This is a genomic window from Pseudomonas alvandae (assembly GCF_019141525.1).
GTDB lineage: Bacteria > Pseudomonadota > Gammaproteobacteria > Pseudomonadales > Pseudomonadaceae > Aquipseudomonas > Aquipseudomonas alvandae.
On sequence record NZ_CP077080.1, the window covers coordinates 6,067,538 to 6,090,402 of the forward strand.

The 22,865-nt window shown below is 63.0% G+C and carries 21 protein-coding genes and 1 pseudogene; 7 read left to right on the plus strand and 15 right to left on the minus strand.

Going from position 1 to position 22,865, the window contains the following annotated elements; genetic code table 11:
• Positions 1–104: 104 nt before the first annotated feature.
• From metF to rhlE2, 3 genes and pseudogenes are all read left to right on the plus strand, one after another.
• Entirely contained in the window at positions 105–950 is an 846-nt protein-coding gene (gene metF, locus KSS97_RS27130) for a methylenetetrahydrofolate reductase [NAD(P)H] (protein WP_030137872.1), read from the plus strand.
• Positions 951–1,079: 129 nt separating this feature from the next.
• Positions 1,080–1,888 (plus strand): annotated as a pseudogene (locus KSS97_RS27135) (substrate-binding periplasmic protein); the annotation flags it as partial.
• A 231-nt stretch (positions 1,889–2,119) separates the two neighbouring features.
• Positions 2,120–3,979 carry an RNA helicase RhlE2 gene (gene rhlE2, locus KSS97_RS27140; protein ID WP_030137874.1) on the plus strand — a complete coding sequence of 620 codons (1,860 nt, stop codon included), beginning with the start codon at positions 2,120–2,122 and terminating at the stop codon, positions 3,977–3,979.
• Positions 3,980–4,228: 249 nt separating this feature from the next.
• Here rhlE2 and KSS97_RS27145 read toward each other — a convergent pair whose 3' ends face one another.
• The 3 genes from KSS97_RS27145 to KSS97_RS27155 form a co-directional block, all read right to left on the minus strand.
• Complete coding sequence (locus tag KSS97_RS27145) at positions 4,229–4,825, minus strand: YceI family protein (RefSeq protein WP_030137875.1); 597 nt, start codon at positions 4,823–4,825, stop codon at positions 4,229–4,231.
• A gap of 32 nt (positions 4,826–4,857) precedes the next feature.
• Positions 4,858–5,409, minus strand: a complete 552-nt coding sequence (locus KSS97_RS27150) for a cytochrome b (RefSeq protein WP_030137876.1) — start codon at positions 5,407–5,409, stop codon at positions 4,858–4,860.
• 334 nt (positions 5,410–5,743) lie between these two features.
• Entirely contained in the window at positions 5,744–7,498 is a 1,755-nt protein-coding gene (locus KSS97_RS27155) for a flavin monoamine oxidase family protein (protein ID WP_030137877.1), read from the minus strand.
• 248 nt (positions 7,499–7,746) lie between these two features.
• On the opposite strand from KSS97_RS27155, the gene KSS97_RS27160 reads away from it, so the two are divergent.
• Positions 7,747–9,153 (plus strand): adenosylmethionine--8-amino-7-oxononanoate transaminase, encoded by a 1,407-nt coding sequence (locus KSS97_RS27160; RefSeq protein ID WP_217860543.1) that lies wholly within the window; start codon positions 7,747–7,749, stop codon positions 9,151–9,153.
• 81 nt (positions 9,154–9,234) lie between these two features.
• Positions 9,235–9,954 carry a 16S rRNA (uracil(1498)-N(3))-methyltransferase gene (locus tag KSS97_RS27165; RefSeq protein ID WP_030137879.1) on the plus strand — a complete coding sequence of 240 codons (720 nt, stop codon included), beginning with the start codon at positions 9,235–9,237 and terminating at the stop codon, positions 9,952–9,954.
• A 133-nt stretch (positions 9,955–10,087) separates the two neighbouring features.
• Here KSS97_RS27165 and KSS97_RS27170 read toward each other — a convergent pair whose 3' ends face one another.
• Both KSS97_RS27170 and KSS97_RS27175 read right to left on the minus strand, forming a co-directional pair.
• Positions 10,088–10,990 carry a transporter substrate-binding domain-containing protein gene (locus tag KSS97_RS27170; RefSeq protein WP_217860544.1) on the minus strand — a complete coding sequence of 301 codons (903 nt, stop codon included), beginning with the start codon at positions 10,988–10,990 and terminating at the stop codon, positions 10,088–10,090.
• Positions 10,991–11,013: 23 nt separating this feature from the next.
• A complete protein-coding gene (locus KSS97_RS27175; protein ID WP_217860545.1) occupies positions 11,014–12,255 on the minus strand; it encodes a D-amino acid dehydrogenase in 1,242 nt (413 codons plus the stop codon).
• 105 nt (positions 12,256–12,360) lie between these two features.
• Here KSS97_RS27175 and KSS97_RS27180 point away from each other — a divergent pair, with 105 nt between their 5' ends.
• Complete coding sequence (locus KSS97_RS27180) at positions 12,361–13,284, plus strand: LysR family transcriptional regulator (protein WP_217860546.1); 924 nt, start codon at positions 12,361–12,363, stop codon at positions 13,282–13,284.
• Here KSS97_RS27180 and trhA read toward each other — a convergent pair.
• On the minus strand, positions 13,272–13,889 hold the full coding sequence (gene trhA, locus KSS97_RS27185) for a PAQR family membrane homeostasis protein TrhA (protein WP_030137883.1): 618 nt from the start codon (positions 13,887–13,889) through the stop codon (positions 13,272–13,274). The two genes, KSS97_RS27180 and trhA, sit on opposite strands and share 13 nt — an antisense overlap.
• Before the next feature lie 281 nt (positions 13,890–14,170).
• On the opposite strand from trhA, the gene KSS97_RS27190 reads away from it, so the two are divergent.
• On the plus strand, positions 14,171–15,085 hold the full coding sequence (locus tag KSS97_RS27190; protein WP_217860547.1) for a LysR family transcriptional regulator: 915 nt from the start codon (positions 14,171–14,173) through the stop codon (positions 15,083–15,085).
• Positions 15,086–15,203: 118 nt separating this feature from the next.
• On the opposite strand, the gene madM is transcribed toward KSS97_RS27190, so the two are convergent.
• From madM to mdcA, 9 genes are all read right to left on the minus strand, one after another.
• Complete coding sequence (madM, locus tag KSS97_RS27195) at positions 15,204–15,968, minus strand: malonate transporter subunit MadM (protein ID WP_030137885.1); 765 nt, start codon at positions 15,966–15,968, stop codon at positions 15,204–15,206.
• A 5-nt stretch (positions 15,969–15,973) separates the two neighbouring features.
• Positions 15,974–16,366 (minus strand): malonate transporter subunit MadL, encoded by a 393-nt coding sequence (gene madL / locus KSS97_RS27200; protein WP_030137886.1) that lies wholly within the window; start codon positions 16,364–16,366, stop codon positions 15,974–15,976.
• 66 nt (positions 16,367–16,432) lie between these two features.
• Positions 16,433–17,353 carry a malonate decarboxylase subunit epsilon gene (mdcH, locus tag KSS97_RS27205; protein ID WP_217860548.1) on the minus strand — a complete coding sequence of 307 codons (921 nt, stop codon included), beginning with the start codon at positions 17,351–17,353 and terminating at the stop codon, positions 16,433–16,435.
• Complete coding sequence (locus tag KSS97_RS27210) at positions 17,350–17,970, minus strand: malonate decarboxylase holo-ACP synthase (RefSeq protein ID WP_217860549.1); 621 nt, start codon at positions 17,968–17,970, stop codon at positions 17,350–17,352. The genes mdcH and KSS97_RS27210 overlap by 4 nt, the downstream gene beginning before the upstream one ends.
• The gene (gene mdcE / locus KSS97_RS27215) at positions 17,967–18,770 is read right to left on the minus strand and encodes a biotin-independent malonate decarboxylase subunit gamma (RefSeq protein ID WP_217860550.1); all 804 of its coding nucleotides are present in this window, start codon (positions 18,768–18,770) and stop codon (positions 17,967–17,969) included. Before mdcE ends, KSS97_RS27210 begins: the two co-directional genes overlap by 4 nt.
• Positions 18,767–19,618: a biotin-independent malonate decarboxylase subunit beta gene (locus KSS97_RS27220; RefSeq protein ID WP_217860551.1), complete on the minus strand. Its 852-nt coding sequence runs from the start codon at positions 19,616–19,618 to the stop codon at positions 18,767–18,769. The genes mdcE and KSS97_RS27220 overlap by 4 nt, the downstream gene beginning before the upstream one ends.
• A complete protein-coding gene (locus tag KSS97_RS27225; RefSeq protein WP_217860552.1) occupies positions 19,611–19,910 on the minus strand; it encodes a malonate decarboxylase subunit delta in 300 nt (99 codons plus the stop codon). The genes KSS97_RS27220 and KSS97_RS27225 overlap by 8 nt, the downstream gene beginning before the upstream one ends.
• Positions 19,910–20,785, minus strand: a complete 876-nt coding sequence (locus KSS97_RS27230; RefSeq protein ID WP_030137892.1) for a triphosphoribosyl-dephospho-CoA synthase — start codon at positions 20,783–20,785, stop codon at positions 19,910–19,912. The genes KSS97_RS27225 and KSS97_RS27230 overlap by 1 nt, the downstream gene beginning before the upstream one ends.
• On the minus strand, positions 20,786–22,456 hold the full coding sequence (mdcA, locus tag KSS97_RS27235) for a malonate decarboxylase subunit alpha (RefSeq protein ID WP_198796871.1): 1,671 nt from the start codon (positions 22,454–22,456) through the stop codon (positions 20,786–20,788).
• Positions 22,457–22,865: the final 409 nt, after the last annotated feature.

Here is a 22,865-nt window from a genome sequence, read left to right on the forward strand (position 1 = left end):
TCATTCAACATTGATGCGCCTGACACTCCGCCTTCGCGGGCAAGCCCGCTCCCACATTGTGCTGCGCAAGGTCTCCAAGCCCACGAGTTTCCAAGGATATGACCATGTCCCAAGACCGTCGCTACAGCTTCGAGTTCTTCCCGACGAAGACCGATGCTGGGCATGAAAAGCTGATCGCCACTGCTCGCCAGTTGGCAAGCTACAACCCTGATTTTTTCTCCTGCACCTACGGCGCCGGCGGTTCGACCCGTGACCGTACGCTGAATACCGTGCTGCAGCTCGAAAGCGAAGTCAAAGTCCCGGCCGCACCGCACTTGTCCTGCGTGGGTGACAGCAAGGACGACCTGCGCAGCCTGCTGACCCAATACAAGGCCGCAGGGATCAAGCGCATCGTAGCCCTGCGCGGCGACCTGCCCTCGGGCATGGGCATGGCCAGCGGCGAGCTGCGCCACGCCAATGAACTGGTTGAGTTCATTCGCGAAGAAACCGGCGAGCACTTCCACATTGAAATCGCCGCCTATCCGGAGATGCACCCCCAGGCGCGCAATTTCGAAGACGATTTGCGCAACTTCGTGCGCAAGGCCAACGCCGGCGCCAGCAGCGCAATCACCCAGTACTTCTTCAACGCCGACAGCTATTTCTATTTCGTCGAGCGCGTTCGCCAGATGGGTGTCGAGATTCCGGTAGTGCCGGGAATCATGCCGATCACCAACTACAGCAAGCTCGCACGCTTCTCTGACGCCTGCGGCGCGGAGATCCCCCGATGGATCCGCAAGCAACTGGAAGCCTACGGCGACGACACCGCCAGCATCCAGCGCTTCGGTGAAGAGGTCATCACGCAGATGTGTGAACGCTTGCTACAGGGCGGCGCACCGGGGCTGCACTTCTATACCCTGAACCAGGCAGAGCCTAGCCTCGCGGTGTGGAACAATCTCAAGCTGCCGCGTTAAAGCCAACTTGATGTGTACGCAAAGGCCCTGGCACAACCAGGGCCTTTTTTGATCCCGTCCAAGCAAAGCCACAGCCCGCGTGCCAGAGCGCTCTAGCTATTTGACAGGCTCTCGTCGTAACCTCCGGTCATGCCTGTAATCGCCCGTTTAACGACACTTCTTCTCTTGTGCCTGAGCTTCGCTGCCCAGGCCGAGAAATTGCGCATTGTCACCGAACCCTGGGCACCCTATGTCTACGAGGAAAACGGCAAGATCCTCGGCTTGGACTATGAAACAACAGCCATCGTCTTCAAGCGCCTGGGCATCGACGTCGAATGGCAGTTGCTGCCCTGGAAGCGCTGCCTGGCGATGCTGGAACAGGGGTTGGCGGACGGTGCGCTGGACATCTTCCACAGCGACGAGCGCGACGCCCTGCTGCTTTACCCCAGCGAACCGCTGTCGGACGTCGAGTTTGTGATGTTCTATGCCAACGCCCGGCCTCATCCATTTCGTACGCTCGATGAACTCGATGGACTGACCGTGGGGACCTCGCCAGGTTATCTGTATAGCCAGGCTTTCAGGGAATCGTCCCGATTCAAACGGGAGACTGCGCCGACTCATGAAGCCAACTTCGGCAAATTGCAATTGGGTCGGATCGACCTGCTCATTACCGACCGCCGGGTGGGCCGGCATGTGCTCAAGGCGCTGCAACTAGGCGACCAGATCACGGAGAACCCTTTGGTCGTCAGCCGACAAAGCCAATACCTGGCGGTACGGCGCAAGGCCGGCATGGATTTGCTCGTGCAACGCTTCGGCGCAGAACTCAAGCGTTTCAAGCATGAGCCGGCCTACGCCGAACTGAGTGCCCGATATGGCGCAGGCTCCAGTGCCAACGTTGCGCCGCGCGACACCGTGCCACGCTGAAATACGCCGTTGAGCAGCAGGAAAGCGGCGCACGGCGATTGCTCTGTTATACTCCGGCCTTCCCGCCAGGCTCACGCCCGGACGCCCGGTCTTGCAAAAGGCATCCCGACACCGCTACAGCGCAGCTTCCAGCCCGCGCGAGCCATGTCCGGACCCGCCTTCCAGACCCGGCAGGACCGGACGGGATGAGGTCTTCGATCGACCATCATTCGCGCCAGGCAAGACTATCCCATTGGGCCAGGCCCTCACTAAAAACAGGATTACTCATGTCCTTTGCTTCCCTCGGTCTCTCCGAGGCTTTAGTCGGCGCCATCGAAGCCGCCGGCTACACCCAGCCTACCCCGGTGCAACAGCGGGCCATCCCCGCCGTGTTGCAAGGTCGCGACCTGATGGTCGCCGCACAGACAGGTACGGGCAAGACCGGCGGTTTCGCCCTTCCGATCCTGGAACGGTTGTTCCCGAACGGTCACCCGGACAAATCCCAGCGTCATGGCCCGCGCCAACCGCGCGTACTGGTCCTGACGCCTACCCGCGAACTGGCGGCCCAGGTGCACGAGAGCTTCAAGGTCTACGCTCGCGACCTGAAATTCGTCAGTGCCTGCATTTTTGGCGGTGTCGGCATGAACCCGCAGGTCCAGGCCATGGCGCGCGGCGTCGACGTGCTGGTGGCCTGCCCCGGTCGCCTGCTGGACCTCGCCGGCCAGGGCAGCGTCGATCTGTCCCACGTGGAAATCCTCGTGCTGGACGAAGCCGACCGCATGCTCGACATGGGTTTTGTCCATGATGTGAAGAAAGTCCTGGCCCGCCTTCCAGCCAAGCGCCAGAACCTGCTGTTTTCGGCGACCTTCTCCAAGGACATCACCGACCTGGCCGGTAAGCTGTTGCACAACCCGGAACGCATCGAAGTCACGCCGCCGAACACCACGGTCGAGCGCATTGAACAGCGCGTATTCCGCCTTCCCGCCAGCCACAAGCGTGCCCTGCTGGCACACCTGATCACCACCGGCGCCTGGGAACAGGTCCTGGTTTTCACCCGCACCAAGCATGGCGCCAATCGCCTGGCCGAATACCTCGACAAACACGGCCTGCCCGCCGTCGCGATCCATGGCAACAAGAGCCAGAACGCTCGTACCAAGGCCCTGGCCGACTTCAAGGCCGGCGAAGTGCGCATCCTGGTGGCCACCGACATCGCCGCACGCGGCCTGGACATCGATCAGTTGCCTCACGTCGTCAACTTCGAGTTGCCCAACGTCGATGAAGACTATGTGCACCGTATCGGCCGTACTGGCCGGGCCGGTCGTTCGGGCGAAGCGATTTCCCTGGTCGCGCCGGACGAGGAAAAGCTGCTCAAGAGCATTGAGCGCATGACCAAGCAGAAGATTCCCGACGGCGACCTGATGGGCTTCGATGCCAGCACGATCGAGGCCGAGAAGCCTGAAGTGCGCGAGCGTCCGGACGTCCGCAACCCGCGTAACCCAAGAGGCCCGCGTGGCGATGGCCCGAATGGCAGCGGTGGCGGTCGCAAGGACAAAGGAAAAGACAAGGGCAAGGAAAAGCCGGCCAGCAACGGTCGCGGCGAACGCCCGGCCCGCGAACAGAAACCCCGCGAGGGCTCCCCGGCCCGTGAGCAGCAGCGCCCGGCACCTCGCGCCGCATCTGATCGCGCCCCAGACGAGTTCCTGGACGACGATATCGACAATTTCGGCAACCGCGTCGACTACGTACCCCAGCAGAAACCGGCCGCAGGCCGCGGTCGCCGCCCAGGCGCCCCGGCACAAGGCGCAGGTTCAGGCGCACCGCGCAATGGCCAGCCCCAAGGGCGCCAGAACGGACCGCGCAACAGCAATGGTTCGTCCACCGGCACCCCACCGGCCAAGCGCAACGGCCCGCGCAACGGTGCGCCACGTGACGGCCAGGCCCGTCGTGAAGACTCCCGTCCACGACGCCCAGCCCGTGGCGACGACCAGGCTCGCCAGGAGCCCGCGGTGCAGAACCCGCGTGGCAACCAGCCGAAAATCATCCACAAGGAATCGAAAACCGATCGTTTCCCGACGCCTGAACAGCTGGATCAACTGCCAAGCCGTCCGCGTGGCGAAAAACCGGCCTTGCTGACACGCAATCGCTGAGTTTTCCCAAGCCATGAAAAATGCCCCGGGTCTCGCGACCCGGGGCATTTTTTTTGGCCCAACACAATTCCAAATGTGGGAGCGAGCTTGCTCGCGATGGCGGCAGTCCTGTCACATTAATGTTGGCTGATGCACCGCTATCGCGAGCAAGCTCGCCCCCACAGGGTCCTTTGTATCACCCGGAACCCGGTGCAATAAAAAACGCCCCTGACCGCAAGACCAGGGGCGTTTTTTCGTCAGGCGCGAACGTTACTTCGCTTTGACACCTTCAAACGAGATGTACAGCTCAACGGCGTCGGATTGCGGACCCAGGTCCATCATTTTTCCGAAGTCGGAACGCTTGATGGTGGTGGTGCCCTCAAAGCCAGCACGGTAGCCGCCCCATGGATCCTTGCCCTCACCCAGGAATGTCGCTTTCACCACGATTGGCTTGGTGACGCCGTGCAAGGTCAGATCACCCGTCACGTCGGCAGTGTCCTTGCCGTCGGCGTTTTTTCCAGTGGGCTTGACGCCGGTGGATACGAATTTGGCGTCAGCGTATTTGGCCACTTCCAGGAAGTCTTTGCTGGCAATGTGTTTGTCGCGCTCGGCGTGGTTAGTGAAAACACTGGCGGTACGAACGTTGAACTCGATCTTGCTGGCTTCAGGCTTGGCGGCGTCGAAGCTGAACTTGCCGTCGATATCCTTGAAGGTACCGGTGATGTAGCTATAGCCCAGGTGGCTGATCTTGAAATCAACGAAGGCGTGCTGGCCTTCCTTGTCGACCACATAGTCGGCAGCCATGGCCTGGCCGGCGGACAGCAGGGCAGAACCGATTGCCAGGGCGGCGAGCGTCTTTTTCAACATGCTTTCTATTCCTTTGGAGTCGAGGTTGAACATCAGGCTTGGCGCCCCAGCATGCGCTTGAGGGTCGCGTCACGGTCGATAAAGTGGTGTTTCAATGCTGCCAACGCATGGAGGCCGGAAAAAATTACCAGCGCCCATGCGAGGTACAGGTGGATCTGGCCGGCGACGTCTGCCTGGTCGGGCAGTCCGGACACCAGCGCGGGCACTTCAAACAGACCAAACACCGAGATCCCGACACCGTCTGCGGTGGAAATCAGGTAGCCGGCGATCATCACGGCAAACAGCCCGAGATACAGTGCGCTATGGCCAACCTTGGCGCCTACGCGGGTGAGACGACCATAGGTTTCCAGGGTCGGTGGCGGTGGGCTGACAAAACGCCAGAGCACTCGCAGCACCATCACCGCCAACAGCACCAGGCCGATGCTCTTGTGCAGCTCCGGCGCGTCTTTGCGCCAGGAACTGTAGTAATCCAGCCCGACCATCCACAGGCCCAGCGCAAACAACCCGTACACCGCCAGGGCAACGGCCCAATGCGAAACGATGCTGACCCAGCCATAGCGAGAAGAAGAGTTGCGTAGCTGCATTGCTCATATCCTGTAAAAACTTCGGCCAAGACTAGCGAGTTATCTATCGATTTAAAGCGGAAATTTTCGCTTTGAAATATCGAGAAATACGATCATCAGTCTGGGAGGGGTGCGTTAAGGAAAGATTAAAGCGGATGCGTTGCGTGGTGGCGAGGGGAAGCGGGCATGGATCCCGCAGGGTGGAAGGGGCTCATCGCGAATGCTGTTCATTTTGAGGGCTTCGGTAAACCCGTGGCGAGGGAGCTTGCTCCCTCGCCACGGGGCCATCGTTTCTCTTGAATGAACCTGCATAAAAAAACGCGGCCCATGGCCGCGTTTTTTTTACACCTGAACGTTATTGAGCCTTGGTCTCAGTAGCCGTCGCCGGTTTGGCCACCGGCTTCTTCACCGGCTCGGCCTTTTTCGCCGGAGCCTTGGCCGGGGCTTTTTTTGCCGGTGCCTTGGCGGCCGGTTTTTTCGCTGCTGGCTTGGCCGCCGCTTTCTTGGCCGGCTCGACTTTCGCCGGGGCCGGCGCGGGTGGTTCTACCGGGGCCGGCGCTGGAGCAGGTGCAGGCGCAGGAGGCGGGGCTACCGGCTCGGGGGCCTTGACCGGCTCCGGCTTCTTGTCGTCATCCGAGCCACCGAACAGGTTGCTGAAGAAGTTGCCCTTCTTCGCCGCCACCGCGCCAGCGGCAGCCGCCGCGGCCGGGGCGACCTTCGGTGGTTCGAAGGATTTGCCTGCAGCCAGGTCTTCAACCTGGCTGGCGGCACGTTGACCGCTGCGCAGCGCGCCTTCCAGCGTGCCTGGGTACATGGCGTCGGTGTGTTCACCGGCAAAGGCTACGCGCTGCAAGGGCTTTTCCCACAGGCGCCAGTATTTGCTGATCTGGCCCGGACCAAACGCCAGGTACGCGCCGCCCATGGACGGGTCGGTGCTGTAGCGACGAATTTCATAACCGGTGAACGCACCACGGGCCTGCGGATAAAACGCGTGCAGGCGGATCAGCACCTGGTCGACCATCTGCTTGTCGCCGAAGGCCTGCATCACCCGGGCGTTGTCGCCGGACAGGTTGATGACTACGTTGGCCCCGCCCTTCATGGCCGGCTCGATCCACATCATGCCCAGGCCGGTGTTGCTATAGATCTCGCCCGACATGCGCGCCTTGCTGTCCCAGACCGGGGTCTTGAACTTGAGCATGATCTGGTCGCGCCAGCCGTAGTTGGTGCCTTTGATCGCGCCTTGGTGCTGGGCGTCCAGGGCCGGGGTCAATTGGATCTTGTTCAACGCCCGCAGCGGCACCGCGAGTACGACGTAGTCAGCCTGGTAGCCGACGCTGCCAACCTTGACGGTGACGCCGTCCTTGTCCTGGGAAATGGCCGAGACCGGGGATCCGGTCTTGATGGTTTTCAGCTGCTTGACGAATGCCTGGGCCAACACCGGGCTGCCACCGAGCAGGCGCGAGGCGCGCAGGTCACGGTCGGACACGCCGCGATAGACGCGGTTCTGCTGGGCGAAATACAGCAGAGAGAGGCGCGACGGTTCGTCATAGCGCGTACGAATTTCCTGGTTGACCAATTGCCGCGCGGTGGCGGGCAGTTGCAGGCGGTCGAGCCAGTTGGACACGGTGATCTGGTCGAGCGCATGCAACGTGCTGGTGGCCGCCGGGTTCAGCGGATCGTCGATGGAGCGCGCCAACTCATCCAGGGTGGTCTCGTAGCGCTTGAGCGCTTCGGCGGTGGCGGGCTGCTTGGTCGCCAGGTCGGCGGCGGTGAAATAAGTACCGTCGATCAGGTAACTCGGGGTACGCACGAATTCCGGGGCCGGGGTGGTGCTCAGCTTGAACGTCGAAACGTATTTATTCAGCACTGGCTGAGTCTTTTCGTTGCCGATCCACTCACTGGTGGCCATGCCCGAACGGCCGCCCAGGCTCGGCTTGGCTTCCAGCAGGGTCACGGCCCAGCCCTTGTTCTGCAGCTCATAGGCCGCCGTCAGTCCGGCCAGCCCACCGCCGATGACGATGGCCGTCGGTTGCTTGTCCTTGGCCAGCGCCGAAACGCTGAACAGCCCTATCATCACCAGCGCACAGGCGCGCAGCCAACCAGCAGACATTCAGCGAACTCCGGAATAAAGCGTAAGAATTTTCGATTTTTTCGAGCCAGTCGGCTCTCGGTCTTTCGAGCCAGTCGGCTCAGGAACCGCGAAGAATACGTCAGCCATCAAAAGGCCGCCAGCGACGTCTATCGCCTGGCTCAAAGTAGCGACAACGACACAATGGGTTGTCCGCCGGGCCGCCATTGCATAGGCTTGCGCGATTGTTTTGCCCGCGCCCGCCGCGAGCCGCCTCGAGGAGACTGTACATGGGCCTGAATAACCAGTGGATGCAACGCGATCTCGCGGTACTGTGGCACCCCTGCACCCAGATGAAAGATCACGAACAGCTGCCGCTGATCCCTATCAAGCGCGGCGAAGGCGTGTGGCTGGAAGACTTCGAAGGCAAGCGCTACCTCGACGCGGTGAGTTCGTGGTGGGTCAACGTATTCGGCCACGCCAACCCGCGCATCAACCAACGCATCAAGGATCAGGTCGATCAGTTGGAGCATGTGATCCTCGCCGGCTTCAGCCACCAGCCGGTGATCGAGCTGTCCGAGCGCCTGGTGAAGATGACGCCCGAAGGCCTGACCCGGTGCTTCTACGCCGATAACGGCTCGTCGTGCATCGAAGTGGCGATGAAGATGAGCTTTCACTACTGGATCAATCGCGACCAGCCCGCCAAGAAACGCTTCGTCACCCTGAGCAACAGCTACCACGGTGAAACCATCGCCGCGATGTCAGTGGGCGACGTGCCGTTGTTCACCGAGACCTACAAGGCGCTGCTGCTGGACACGATCAAAGTGCCGAGCCCCGACTGTTATCACCGCCCCGAGGGCATGGGCTGGGAAGAGCATTCACGCAACATGTTCCAGGCCATGGAGCAGACCCTCGCCGAACACCACGACAGCGTCGCCGCCGTGATTGTCGAGCCGCTGATCCAGGGCGCCGGCGGCATGCGCATGTATCACCCGGTGTACCTGAAGCTGCTGCGCGAGGCCTGCGATCGCTATGGCGTGCACCTGATCCACGACGAAATCGCCGTCGGCTTCGGCCGCACCGGGACGATGTTTGCCTGTGAACAGGCCGGTATCACACCGGATTTCCTTTGCCTGTCCAAGGCGTTGACCGGTGGCTATCTGCCGCTGGCGGCGTGCATGACCACCGATGAGGTATACAGCGCGTTCTACGATGACTACCCGACCCTGCGCGCCTTCCTCCATTCCCACAGCTACACCGGCAACCCGCTGGCCTGCGCCGCTGCCCTGGCGACGTTGGATATTTTCGAAGAAGACAACGTCATCGAAACCAACAAGGCGCTGGCCCAACGCATGGCGAGCGCCACCGCGCACCTGGCCGATCACCCGAACGTTGCGGAGGTGCGCCAGACCGGCATGGTGCTGGCCATCGAGATGGTCAAGGACAAGGCCAGCAAAACCGCTTATCCGTGGCAGGAGCGCCGTGGCCTGGCGGTGTTCCAGCATGCCCTGGAGCGCGGCGCGTTGCTGCGGCCGCTGGGCAGCGTGGTGTATTTCCTGCCGCCGTATGTCATCACGCCGGAGCAGATTGATTTCCTGGCTGAAGTGGCCAGTGAAGGCATCGACATCGCCACCCGGGACAAGGTCAGCGTGGCAGTGCCGAAGGACTTCCATCCGGGCTATCGCGATCCGGGCTGACGCTGCGATGAACGGTTGGAACACTGTTGTGGCGAGGGGATAAATCCCCTCGCCACAGGTTTAACTATTTAGAGATTCGAAATGAGACTGTCCCGCTTCTTCATCGACACCCCCCTGAGCCTCGGCGATCACGAATTGCCCGAAGCCCAGGCCCACTACATCGGTCGGGTGCTGCGTATGGCCGAGGGCGATGCGGTGCAGGTATTCGACGGCTCCGGCCAGGAATTCCGCGGCACCTTGGCCGAGGTCGGCAAGAAACGCGTGCGCGTGCAACTCGACGAGCAGTTTGCCGGACAGCCTGAATCGCCCCTGCGCATCCACCTCGGCCAGGGTCTGTCCCGGGGCGAACGCATGGACTGGGCGATCCAGAAGGCCACTGAACTGGGGGTCAGCGAGATCACGCCGATCTTCACCGAGCGCTGCGAAGTACGTCTCAAGGACGAGCGCGCCGACAAGCGCCTGCTGCATTGGCGCCAGGTGGCGATCAGCGCCTGCGAGCAATGTGGGCGCTCCACCGTGCCGGTGATCCATCCGCCACTGTTGCTGGCCGACTGGTTGAAGCAGGCCGAGGCCGAATTGAAGCTGGTGCTGCACCCGGTGGCCGATCCACTGGTCAGCCATGCCAAGCCTTCGACCCTGGCGTTCCTGATCGGTCCCGAAGGCGGGTTGTCGGATGCCGAAGTCGAGCAGGCCAAGACCGCCGGCTACCACGCCGCCCGCCTCGGCCCCCGCGTGCTGCGTACCGAAACCGCGCCGGTGGTGGCGTTGGCGGTGGCGCAGCAGTTGTGGGGGGATTTCTGAAAGTCTGATGTAACTCCCCTGTGGGAGCGGGCTTGCTCGCGAAGGCGGTGTGTCAGTCAATGTTGATGTTTGCTGACATACCGCCTTCGCGAGCAAGCCCGCTCCCACAGTAGATCGTGGATGTCCGTGCGACCTACTGCACCGGCTCACTCGTCGGCTTGGCAATGATCGCTTTCAACTCGCTGGTCATCGGGAACTCCAGGTTCAGGCCCTTGGGCGGGATCGGCTGCTGGAACCAGCGGTCGTAGATCGCGTTGATTTCCCCTGACTTGTACAGGTCCGCCAGGGTTGCGTTGACCAGTGCGAGGAATTGCGGATCGTCCTTGCGTACCATGCAACTGTAGATTTCCCGCGACTGTTCCTCCCCGACCACCACCCATTTGTGCGGGTCGCGAGCCTTGGCTCGTTCGCCGTAGAGCAGCGCGTCGTCCATGTAGAACGCCACCGCCCGCCCTGTTTCCAGCATCTGGAAGGCTTCGCCGTGGTCCTTGGCGCTGATCACGAACATATCGACCTTGTTGTCCTGGTTGTAGCTTTTCAGGAACCGCTCATTGGTCGTGCCGGCGGTGGTCACCACGTTCTTGCCACGCAGGTCGGCGAAGCTGTGGATGCCGCTGTCCTTGGCGGTCAGCAACTGACCCTTCACGTAAATGAAACCGTAGGAAAACGCCACTTGCTTCTGCCGCTCGGCGGTCACGCCGGTGGAACCGCACTCCAGGTCCACGGTGCCGTTCTGCACCAGCGGGATGCGTGTCTGGGACGTGACGAGGTTGTACTTCACGTTCAGTTGCGGCAACGCCAGTTGCTGCTGGATGCGCGCGACAATCTTGCTTGCCAGCTCCACCGAATAGCCCATCGGCTTGCCGCTGTTGTCCGCGACGTAGGAAAACGGCACCGAGGCGTCGCGATAGCCCAGGGTGATGCTCTTGCTGCTGGCGATCTTGCCCAGCGTGCCGGCCGGCGGCGCTTCATTGGCGAATGCCGCAGCGCTCAGCAGCAGGCTCAGGGTACAGCCGATCAACGTGATTTTTTGCATTGTTATTCTCCGTTGCGGGTGGGTCAGGCGGCGGGGGGCGTGAGGCCTCGCATATCGATGGAAGGTGTACGTTGGCGGATCAGCTCACTGAGCAAGCGGCCGCTGCCGCAGGCCAGGGTAAAGCCCAAGGCACCATGGCCCAGGTTGAGCCACAGGTTGCGGTAGCCGGTGGCACCAATCAGGGGGACGCCGCTGGGCGTGGCCGGACGCATGCCCGCCCACTCGATAGCGCGTTCGTAATTCCCGGCCAGCGGCAAGGTGTCCATCGCCTGGCGCCGGATAAGGGCCAGGCGCCTGGGGTCCGGTGCCGGGTCGAAACCGACAATGTCGACCATCGCCGCCACCCTCAATTGTTCACCGATGCGAGCGTAGACCACCTTGCGGTCATAGTCGGTGATGCTCAGCTCCGGCGCCCGGTGCCGCGCCTCGATCGGTACCGTCAGGCTGTAGCCCTTGAGGGGATACAGCGGCAATCGCAGCCCGGGTAATGCGAGCGCTGCGCTGCGATGACCCGCGGCGATCACCAAGGCGTCTACGTCCAGGCGATGTCTGCCCAGGTCGATTGCCTGCACCGTGCCATTGGCATGATGGAGAGCGGTCACCGCACGCCCTAGCAAAAACTCGCAGCGCCCCGAAGCCCGGAGCCGCGCCGCCAATTGCAGGCAGAACGCATGGCAATCGGCGGCCTCCTCGTCCGGCGTATAGATCCCGCCCACGAACGGCACGTCAGCCAGTGCCGGCTCCAGGCTCGCGCACTCCTCGGGGCCCAGTACTTGTTGATGATCAAGGTCAGACAGGCGCCGGCGGGCGTGCTCGAAATGGCCGGCATTTCGAAACGTCACCAACTTGCCGTTGCGCCGCCAGTCGAAGCCGTCGAGGCGATCCTCTTCGCGCCAAGTCTGCAATGTCGCCTGGCTCAGCAACGCCAGGCGCAACAGGTGCTCACCGTTGCGGCGGTTGACCGAGGTCCGGCACGCCCCGATGAATGCCGCCATCCAGCGCCATTGGCCCGGGTCGAGGCGCGGGCGCAACTTCAGCGGCGAATCCGCGCGCAACATCCAGCCCAGGGCTTGCCACGGCACCCCGGCATCCGCCAGCGGCGTGACGTAGCGATAGGACAACTGCCCGCCATTGGCGAAGCTGGTTTCGCTGCCCAACGCGTCCCGAGCTTCGACAAGCGTGACGTCGACGCCTTCGCGAACCAGCGCATAAGCCGTCGCCAGCCCGATCACGCCGCCACCGATGATGCAAACCCGCTGAGCCATGTCCGTCTCGCACCTGTTTTGAATGGCCCAAGGTTAGGATCGGATGACAGCGTTCGAACAATGAATAAAGATGGGTCTCCTATAAACAAAGGTTATGGACTCGCCATGCGCCTTCGTCATATCGAGATTTTCCAGGCCATCCGCCAGACCGGCTCCATCAGCGGCGCCGCGCAGTTGTTGCATGTCTCCCAGCCGGCGGTGACCAAGGTGTTGCAGCATGCCGAGCAGCAGTTGGGCTTTGCGCTGTTCCTGCGGGTGCGCGGCAAGTTGCAGGCCACGCCCGAAGCGCTGGAGCTGGAGCGCGAAGTAGACAAGGTCAGCGAAAGCCTGCAAGGCGTGCGGCGCCTGGCCCAGAGCCTGCGCCGCGAGCCGGGGCACAGCCTGCGGATCGGCGCCACGCCGGCCTTGGCGCTGTCATTGCTGCCGACGGCGATTCATCAATGGACCCAACGTTACCCGGACATCATCTGCGAGTTATCCAGCGCCCACAGCCGCGAACTGACGCAGAACCTGCTGATGCGCGAAATCGACGTCGCCCTGACCCTGCAACCGCCCGATCACCCCGGCCTCAAGGCCCAGCCCCTGGCCAGCGGGGTGTTGGTTGCCCTGGCCCCCAGCGGCCATTGGCCCGAGGCGGCGATCGGCACGCCCATGCCGTTGCAGGCCCTGGCCGGCGCGCCGTTGATCGGCCTGTCCAGCACCGACCCGCTGTCAGCCAGGCTGGACGGCTACCTCAAGTCGGTGGAACCACCGCCACGCGTCAGCATTTCCGTACAGACCTATTCACTGGCCCGGGCCATGGTCGAGTCCGGCGCCGGGCTGGCGGTGATCGACCCGTTCACGGCTTTAGGCGCTTCGCGCTCCTGCACGGCCATCCGGCCCTTGTCGCCGCCGCTGCCCATTTCCCTCTACGCGGTGACCCGGGCCAACGAGGCCCCGGCCCATACGATGGGCGCCTTGCTGGAGATCTTCGCCAGCCAGGCCCAGGCACAACTGGATCGTCTGTTTGCAGGTGCTCAAAGCACGTAGAACAGGATCGCGACGAAATGCAGCAGGCTGCCAGCGATGACAAACAGGTGCCAGATGCCATGGGCATGGCGCAGGCGCTGGTCGAGGGCGAAAAAAATGATGCCCACCGTGTAAAGCACGCCGCCCGAAGCCAGCCAGGCGAACCCGGCGCTGCCCAGCGCCGCCAGCAACGGCTTGACCGCCACCAGGACGATCCAGCCCATCACCGCATAAATGACGATCGACAGGATCCGTGCTTCGGAGCGTGGCTTGATTTCCTGGAGGATGCCGATCACGGCCAGCCCCCAGACGATCCCGAACAAGGTCCAGCCCCACGGCCCGCGCAGCGTCACCAGGCAGAACGGCGTGTAGCTGCCGGCGATCAGCAGATAGATCGAAAAATGATCGACCTTTTGCATGATCGCTTTCTTGCGCCCACGCACGCTGTGGTACACCGTCGAGGCGCTGTACAGCACCAGCAAGGTGAACCCGTAGATCGCCACGCTGACGATCTTCCACGGATCGCCCGCCATCCCGGCAATCACCAGCAACCACACCGCGCCAATAAACGCCGCGACCGCCCCCACCAGGTGCGTCCAGGCGTTGAGTCGTTCCCCGTGATACATCCAATCCCACTCCATATTCCGAAACTGGCGCCAAGGCTCAGGCTTGGCGGGGCAAAGTGCAATGGTTTGTACCCGTGCTAGACACAAACCCGTGGTGAGGGAGCTTGCTCCCGCTTGACCGGGCTGGCGCTCCAGTGCGCAGCGCTCACAAGATTCTTGGGGCGGCTTCGCCACCCAGCGGGAGCAAGCTCCCTCGCCACAAAAGCTTCCCAGCCACATAAATCGCGTCGCCAGGAAGACATGGGGCACAATCAGCCCATACGAATAAGAGTCCGCCCCCCATGCTGATCGACGAAGAATTGACCCTGAAGAAACTCGAGGTGTTCCTGGCCTTCATGCGCACCGGTAACCTCGCGCGGGCGGCGGCCGAGTTGCAGACCAGTAACGTCAGCGTGCACCGGGCCATTCATTCGCTGGAGAGCGCCCTGCGTTGCCCGTTGTTCAAGCACGAGGGCCGCAACCTCACCCCCTTGGAAAGCGCCTATGTGCTGGAAGAGCGAGCGCAGAAACTGATCCAGGACGTGATCGAAAGCGTGCGCCTGACCCGCGAGGCGGCTGGTTTTTCCGCCGAGCGCTTCAAGCTTGGCTCGCTGTATTCGCTGACGGTCAAGACCGTGCCGCAGCTGATCATGGGCCTGAAGATCCGCCGCAGCGAACTCAATATCGACCTGATCATGGGTTCCAACATCGACCTCCTGTACAAGCTCAAGAACATGGAAGTCGATGCAATCCTGGTGTCGCTGGACGACAGCGTCAACGACCCGGACTGCGAACAGATCCAGCTGTTTTCCGATGACATCTTCCTTGCCACGCCGGCCGACTCACCCTTCGCCCAGCGCAGCGAAGTCGACCTGGCCGAAGTGCGCAACGAAACCTTCATCACCCTGACCCAGGGCTTCGCCACGCACCAGGACGGCAATCGGGTGTTCAAGCAGGCGGGGTTCGAGCCGAAGGTGGCGATGCAGGTGAATGACATTTTCACCCTGCTGAGCATGGTCAGTTCCGGGGTGGGTTATGCCCTGCTGCCGGGCAGGATCGCGGCGGTCTACGAAAACCGGGTGAAACTGATCCCGTTGCAGGAAAAGTACCGGTTGCAGCAGCACATCGGCGTGGTGTTCCTGAAGGCCAAGGAGCGCGATCCGAACCTGCTGGCGCTGTTGGCGGAGTGCCGGATGTATGCCAATCGCCAGGCTTGAGACCGAGTCGCGCCCTTCGCGAGCAAGCCCGCTCCCACAGGGGATTTGTGAACCCAATCCAATGTGGGAGCGAGCCTGCTCGCGAAGGTGCCAGCGCGGTTAGCGAAGAGCCTAAGCCCTACCCCATCAACCCACGCATGATCAAAAACAACAACGAAGGCCCCAACAAGCACCCAAGCGCCGTATAAAACGCAGCCGTCAGGCAACCATAAGGCACCAGCTTCGGATCGGTCGCCGCCAAGCCACCGGCCACGCCGCTGGAAGTGCCCATCAACCCGCCGAAGATCACCGCACTACGCGGGTTGTTGAGGCCGATGAACGGCGCCACGAACGGCGTCGCCACCATCACCAGGATCGCCTTGATCAGCCCGGCGGCAATGGACAGCGCCATCACCTCGGAGCTGGCGCCAATCGCTGCCCCGGTCACCGGCCCGACGATATAGGTCACCGCCCCGGCACCGATGGTGGTCAGGCTCACCGAATCGGTATACCCGAAGGCCATCGCCACGCCGACACCGGCAATAAATGAAGTCCCGACCCCGACGAACAAGGCCAGCACGCCAACGAAACCGGCGCGTTTGAGTTCTTCTATACTGACGCCGAACGCCGTGGCGACGATGGCGAAGTCCCGCAGCATCGCACCGCCCAGCAGACCAATCCCGGACAGCAACGGAATGTCCACCACGCCCTTCTGCCCGCCCGTCATGGCCCCGCCGATGTATGAGAGCACCAGCCCCAGCAGGATGGCGATGGCCGAACCGTGCAAGCGACCTTTGGTGAACGTATTGCTGATCCAGTAGGACACCCACATCGTGATGCCGACAATGGCGAAACCGCTGATCAGGCCGTAGCCGGTGATGACTTTCATCATGGATTCGTACATGGCGGTCACCCTACCGTTTTCACGGACACGTTGGATTGAGGGTCCTTGTTGCCGATGCGCACCAGCACCGGCACCAACGCAAAGGCAATCACTACCGCCAGGGTTCCGGCCAGGATCGCCATCGGCCCGCCCTTCAACGCGCCATAAACGTTTTGCTGTGCCGCCATCGCCACCACGATCGGGATATAGATGGCGCTCCAGAATTCCACGCCGGCTTCGGACTTGCCCTTGAACAGGCCGCGCTTGCTCAGGTAACTGCCCAGGCCGATCAACAGCAGCATCGCAATGCCGACGCCGCCGACGTTGGCCGGCACGCCAATCAGCTTGCCCAGCAGCTCACCGATGAAAATACCCGCCAGGGTACAAAAGGCCAGAAACGCCACACCGTAAATAATCATTGTCGTAGTCCTCAAAATGCATCGTCGAAGTTGTTGTTTTTGTGCTTCGCCAGCTTGAGTCGGTGTCTAGGGTTGGCGGAGTCCCTCCTCATGCAGCAGCGCTTGCAGCGTGTCGAGCCGCGCGCCGTCGAACGCCATGACGGTGCCTTGCTCGAACACCCGGCGCGCCAGCCCGGTCAGCACTGCGCCGGGCGGCAATTCGATTTGCAGGCGCACGCCACGCTCGTAGGCGCTCTGCACCGTGCCGCGCCAATCGACGACCCGGCACATGTTGAACGCGAGATCGTCGCGCAACGCATCGGCCTTGATCACCGGGCGGGCGCGGCTACCGCTGAGATAGCCCAGGGTCGGCGCCTTCAACGATACGTTGGCGAATGCCTCGGACAATGTCCGCGCCGGTGCCTCCAGCAACGGGCAATGGGACGGCACGCTGACCGCCAATCGGCAGGCCTTGCCAGCGCCTTGCCGCCGGGCCTTCTCGGCGACGAGGCCCATGGCTTCGTCGCTGCCGGCAATGACCACCTGGTTGTCGGCGTTGATATTGGCCAGGTAAACCGGCGTTGTTTCACTGTGCACCTGCGCCAGCAAGGTTTCCACGGCGGCGAGGTCCAGGCCGATGATCGCCGTCATGCCGTAGCCTTGCGGGTAGGCCTGCTGCATCAGTTCGCCGCGCAGGCTGACCAATCGCAGCGCATCCGCAAAGTCCAGCGCACCGGCCACGACCGCCGCCGGATACGCGCCGATGGACAGCCCCGCCACGTAATCCGGCGCGGGGGCCTGCTCCAGCAGTCGACGAGCCGCCGCCACGCCAGCGATCAGCAGGCACAGCTGCACGGCGCGCGTCGATTGCAAGGCCTCGGCACTGTCCAATCGCAAGACGTCTTCACCCAGCACATCCCCCGCCTCGTCGAGGATCAGCGGCGCCAAGCCATGGAGCATGCCCACGCGCTGCGCACCCTGGCCGGGGAAGACGAAGAGGCTGCTCACGCGACCTGCTCCAGTGACGATTGCCAAGGGTCATTCACCAGGCGCGCCTGGACATCATCCTTGAGCAAGACCCGACGCGACGAACCCGCCCACTCGCGCAGGGCCACGGCACCGCAAGGCGTTTGCAACTGCATGTCCACGGCGCAGACCGAGGCATCCAGCAGCGCCAGCACTTCCTTGGCCTGGAGACGACCCAGACGCCGCGGCGTGCGCAGGATCAAATCCAGGTCGCTGCGTTCATGCAATGCCTCGACACCCGTGGCCAATTCGAACCCGGCGCTGCCGCCCACGCCCCAGCTCCAACCACCGGCGTCGAGCAAGGGTCGCAGCTGCGCCAGGGCTATCAATGCCGGCAGGTCACGACGGGATTCGACATGGCAAAGGTCTTCCGGGCGCACCCGGCGCTGGATCGCAGCTATAGACATCGATGTGGCGTAGCGCTGCTCCCGGGAGCGACCGCGTATACCCACCGCGACGTGCCCAGGCGAGGACAACGCCCGGCGCACCACCACCGGTTGCCCGAGGTCCAGCGACTCGACGGCCCAGCCCGGCGCATCCGCAGGCAACTGCGAGGCAGTCATCCCCCAGAGCAGGTCATGGGCCAGGAACGTGCTCACCACTGCGCCCTCAGCAATTGGCGAACGGTGCTCGAAGCGGCGCGATGGGTCGAGCCCAGGCGATTGGTCAAATCCCGAGGTGCACCAGCCAGGTCATTGATCGCTTGTTGCAGGCAATCAATCACCCGGCCCAGATCCGCCGCCGTCGGCTGCTCGATCTGTTCCACCGACAAGGTTTCCCAAAGCAGCCCCAGGCTGGCGTAGCTGTCGATGTCATAGGCCATCGGCGGCACGCTGGCGGCCAGGGCTTCGAGTTCTTCGACACTGCGCAGGGTCACTCGCGCCGCCGAGGCCTTGCCCATGGCATGAACCATCACGCCCGGGTCGCGCAGGGCGATTAACCGGTTGGCCTGGTAGCCGTGGGCGAGGAACGCACCGGACATCGCCTTGCCCACCAGCAAGCCAATCACCGGATGCCCGGCCAATCGGGCGCGGGCATAACTGTCCGCCGCGCCGGCCAGCGCCTGATGAATCCCGAGGGCTTCTTCGCGGCGGCCGTAAGCCTGGCTGGGCACGTCGACGATGGCAATCAATGCGCGTTTACGCGGTGCATTGCGGTCGGCTTCAATGGCATCGTCCACCGCCTTGGCCAGGCCCCAGCCTTCGAGCAAGCCGACTTCGCCGTTGCGTGCTCGAGGAAAACGGTTGGCGGGATCGGCCACCACGGCGAGCAGGCGCGCGGTTTGTTCGCCCAGTTGGACATCGGCGACTTTCAGCGAAGCCGGCAGGCCGGCCAACGCCTCGGCGCCACCGCTCAGGGCCTCGAACCAGCGCAGGCCTCTCAATGAATACGAAGTCATGGACGTTCTCCCTGATACAGCTGGCGAACCGCTGCCGGTTCGATTTGCACGTCGGTGTCCAAGCGAGCCAGGCGCTGGAGGAACAACTCGGCCTGGCCGCTGCGGTGTTCGGCGGGCACACCCTGGTGCAACAGTTCACTGACTTGCCGGCGAATCTGCGCGACATCGTCGGCCGCGTATCGGTCCACCAATCCAGTGGCGTAACGCTGTTCGCCGCCGGTCAGGCTCCAGATGAACGGCCGGTCGCGGGAGTCGTATTCGTCGATCCCGGCTTCCTGCTCGATCACCTGCGGGCCGTTCAGCCCCAGCCGTGCTTCCTGGGTCACCAGCAAGTAACTGCACAACCCAGCTGCGATGGACATGCCGCCAAAACAGCCGACGCTGCCGGCGACCACGCCCACCACTGGCTGGTACTGGCGCAGGTCGACGATTGCCGAGTGAATCTCGGCAATCGCCGCGAGCCCGAGGTTGGCTTCCTGCAAACGGACGCCGCCGGTTTCCAGCAGCAACACGGCGCAGGTCGGAATGCCTTTGCGATTGTCTTCAGCCGCCAGTTCCAGCGCACCGGCGATTTTTGCCCCGCCGACTTCACCGAGGCTGCCGCCCTGGAACGCGCCTTCGATGGCGGCCACGACAACCGGCAGACCGTCGAGGTTGCCCTTGGCGATCACTACGCCGTCGTCGCTCTGCGGCACCACGCCCTGGCGCAGCAGCCACGGCGACATGACGCGCTGGAACGGATCGAGCAGCTCACGGAACGTTCCCTCGTCGAGCAAGGCCCTGGCCCGTTGCCGGGCGCCGAGTTCGACGAAGCTGTGCTTGTTGAGCAACGCTGCGCTGTCAGTCATGGCCGATCTCCTCGAAACCTTGCTCCAGGCGCAGACGCACCACGCCGGGGGTGGCGCCGAAATCATGGATGTCGATGCTCATTGCCGGCAGCGTCTGGCCGTCGAACATGCGGGTGAACAAATGCTGCCAGCGTTGCTCGCTGCCGTTGACCGACGTCTGCACGTGAATGGTCAATTTGCCCGCCAGCCCCGGTTCGATCAGCACTTCCAGGTCGCCCGAACCGACGCAACCCACCAGCGCCCGGCCCCGTGGCGGCTGCCCGGCGGGGAATTCAAAGGATAAGGTTTCCATCAGCAAGCTCCTGGGAAGAGGCCATCGCCGCGTTCGATACGGTCGAGAAACAGGCAGGCGGCGAGCAAGTCGGCAGCGCCGCCGGGCGAGGCGTTCAAGGCAATCAGTTGTTGGTCCAGCGCATGAAGTTGGCGACGACCGCCGAGGCTGGCACTGCCACCGGCATCGAGCACCGCTTTGGCGCCGTGCTGCATGGCCTGCAAACCGGCTTCGCCAGCGCGGTAGAGCACGCAGGTGTCGGCCAGGGTGGTCATGATTGCCAGCAAGGCATCGAGCCGGGCGTTCTGTTCGCCCGCACCCGCCGCGCGACTGCGCTTGAGTTGCGGCAGGCCCAGGCCGGTCACCGCCGGGAATGCCAGTTGCGCTTCCTCCCGGGCACCGCGCACGCCGTAGCGTTGGGCGACCTGGGCGCCATGGCTGAGGGGTTGCGGTGCATAACGGTCATTGAGCAAGGCCAGGCGTGCGGCACGTAAAGTGACGGCACTGGCAACACTGGATTCAGCTTCCAGCGCCGCCGCCGCTACGAGCAGGCCCAAGGCCCAGATTGCGCCACGGTGGGTATTCACGCCGCCCGTGGTCACCAGCATCGCGGCTTCACCTTCCCGGCCGATCCGGCCGAGGGCTTCGCGCAGTGGCAGGCCGATCTCGCCGCAGTCGAGGGCGGCCTCGGCCATTTCCTTGAAAGCCGGCCACAATGACAACGCCGAAGCGTGCATCAGGCCCAGGTGCAAATCGGTGTGGGCACCGCTGCCGCGACGGTCCACCAGCGCCGGTTTCGGCGAGAGGTCGGCCTCGTCGATCAACGCGTCCACCGCGAGGTCGGCCAGACGTTCAGCCAGGGAGATTGGCTTGGGTTGCAGATTTAAGGCGCGCATTTACCAGCTCCTGAACTTGGCGGGCGGGTTGTAGAGGCCACCGGACCACTCCACCAGGTCGGCCACGCTCTTGGCCGCGAGCAATTCGCGGGTGGCGTCGGTGCGGCGGATTCCGAGGTCTTCGGGCAAGGCGATCAGCCCTTCGCGGCGCATGCGCGCGGTGTCTTTCGGATCATGGCGCAAGCCGATGGCCGTCACTCCGGCCACGGCGGCGATCATTGCCTGGCGCTCTTCGAGAGAGCGGGCCTTGTACAGGTAGGCGATGCCTTCCTCGGTTAGCAGGTGGGTAACGTCGTCGCCGTAGATCATGATCGGCGCCAACGGCATGCCGGCTTTCTTCGCCACGTCCACCGCGTCGAGGGTGTCGACGAAGGTCGGCTTGCCGCCCTCCTGGAACGTCTCGACCATCTGCACCACCAGCTTCTTGCCGCGTTCGAGCAACGGCGCTTCACCGTCACCGTGACGCATGTCGAGCCAGGCCGGCGTGCCGTGACGACGACCGCGCGGATCATGGCCCATGTTCGGCGCCCCGCCGAAGCCGGCCAAGCGGCCCCGGGTCACGGTGGAGGAATGACCGTCGCCGTCCACTTGCAGGGTGGCGCCGATGAACAGGTCCACCGCGTACTGCCCGGCCAGTTGGCAGACCATGCGGTTGGAGCGCAGCGAGCCGTCATGGCCGGTGAAGAATACGTCGGGCCGGGCGGCGATGTAGTTTTCCATGCCCAATTCGGTGCCGAAGCAATGCACACTTTCGACCCAGCCGCTTTCGATGGCCGGAATCAGCGTCGGATGCGGATTGAGCGTCCAGTTGCGGCAAATCTTGCCTTTCAGGCCGAGGGATTCGCCGTAGGTCGGCAGGATCAACTCGATGGCGGCGGTATTGAAACCAATACCGTGGTTGAGGGACTGGACGTTGTGTTTTTCGTAGATCCCGCGGATCGCCATCATCGCCATCAGCACGTGTACAGGCTTGATATGACGCGGGTCGCGGGTGAACAGCGGCTCGATGTAGAACGGCTTGTCGGCCACCACCACGAAATCCACCCAGGACGCCGGGATATCCACACGCGGCAGCTCGCTGACGTCGTCCACCAATTGGTTGACCTGGACGATGACGATGCCATCGCTGAAGGCCGCCGGCTCGATCAGCGCGGGCGTGTCCTCGGTACTCGGGCCGGTGTAGATATTGCCGGCGCGGTCGGCCATGAAACCGGCCGAGAGCACGACGTTGGGAATCAGGTCCACCACCAGCCGGGCGTAGAGTTCGATGTAGGTGTGGATCGCACCGATTTCCAGCAGGCCGTCTTCCAGCAACTGGCTGATGCGCAGGCTCTGGGTACCGGCGAAGGAGAAATCGAGCTTGCGGGCGATGCCGCGTTCAAACAGGTCCAGGTGCTCGGAACGACCGACACTCGGCATGATCATGTGCAGATCGTGCAGCTTTGACGGATCGGCCTTGGCGAGGGAGCGGGAAAGGAAATCCGCCTGCTTCTGGTTATTGCCCTCCAACACCACGCGGTCGCCGGGCAGGATCAAGGCCTCCAGCGCCGCAACGATTTTATCGGTGGGCAACACCACGCCATCGGCAAGGCCCTTGACCAACGCCAGGCGCCGCTGCTTTTCGCTGCGCCGCCGCGTCCATCGCGAGTCGGGGGATATTGTTGTTGTCATGACCACTCCACGGGTTCGCTGTCGTGGAGGTCACATTAGGAGTGTTGTCGCGCGGGCATCAATCAAGCTCGACGGCGGATCGTTACGGTGGGAGTAACGAATTCCTGAGCGGGTACAAATTCTTGTGGAAGCGAGCTTACTCGCGATGACGATGGGTCAAGCATGCTGACTGTTCTGCCACCATCACGAGCAGGCTCGCACCACAGGAGTCCATGTGATTACAGCGAATTAGCGAAGCAGCCTCAAACCAACGCCTTTTATAAACAACCGCTGGTCGAATTGAGGCTTCAAACTGTCAGTCCTGACAGTAGCCAACCTGCCAGTTACAGCGCCGAATAGGCTGCGCCGCGATCTTTAATGTCCGGTTTCTTCGGCAAGGTCAAAAAAGCGCTGACTGGAGAGAAACACC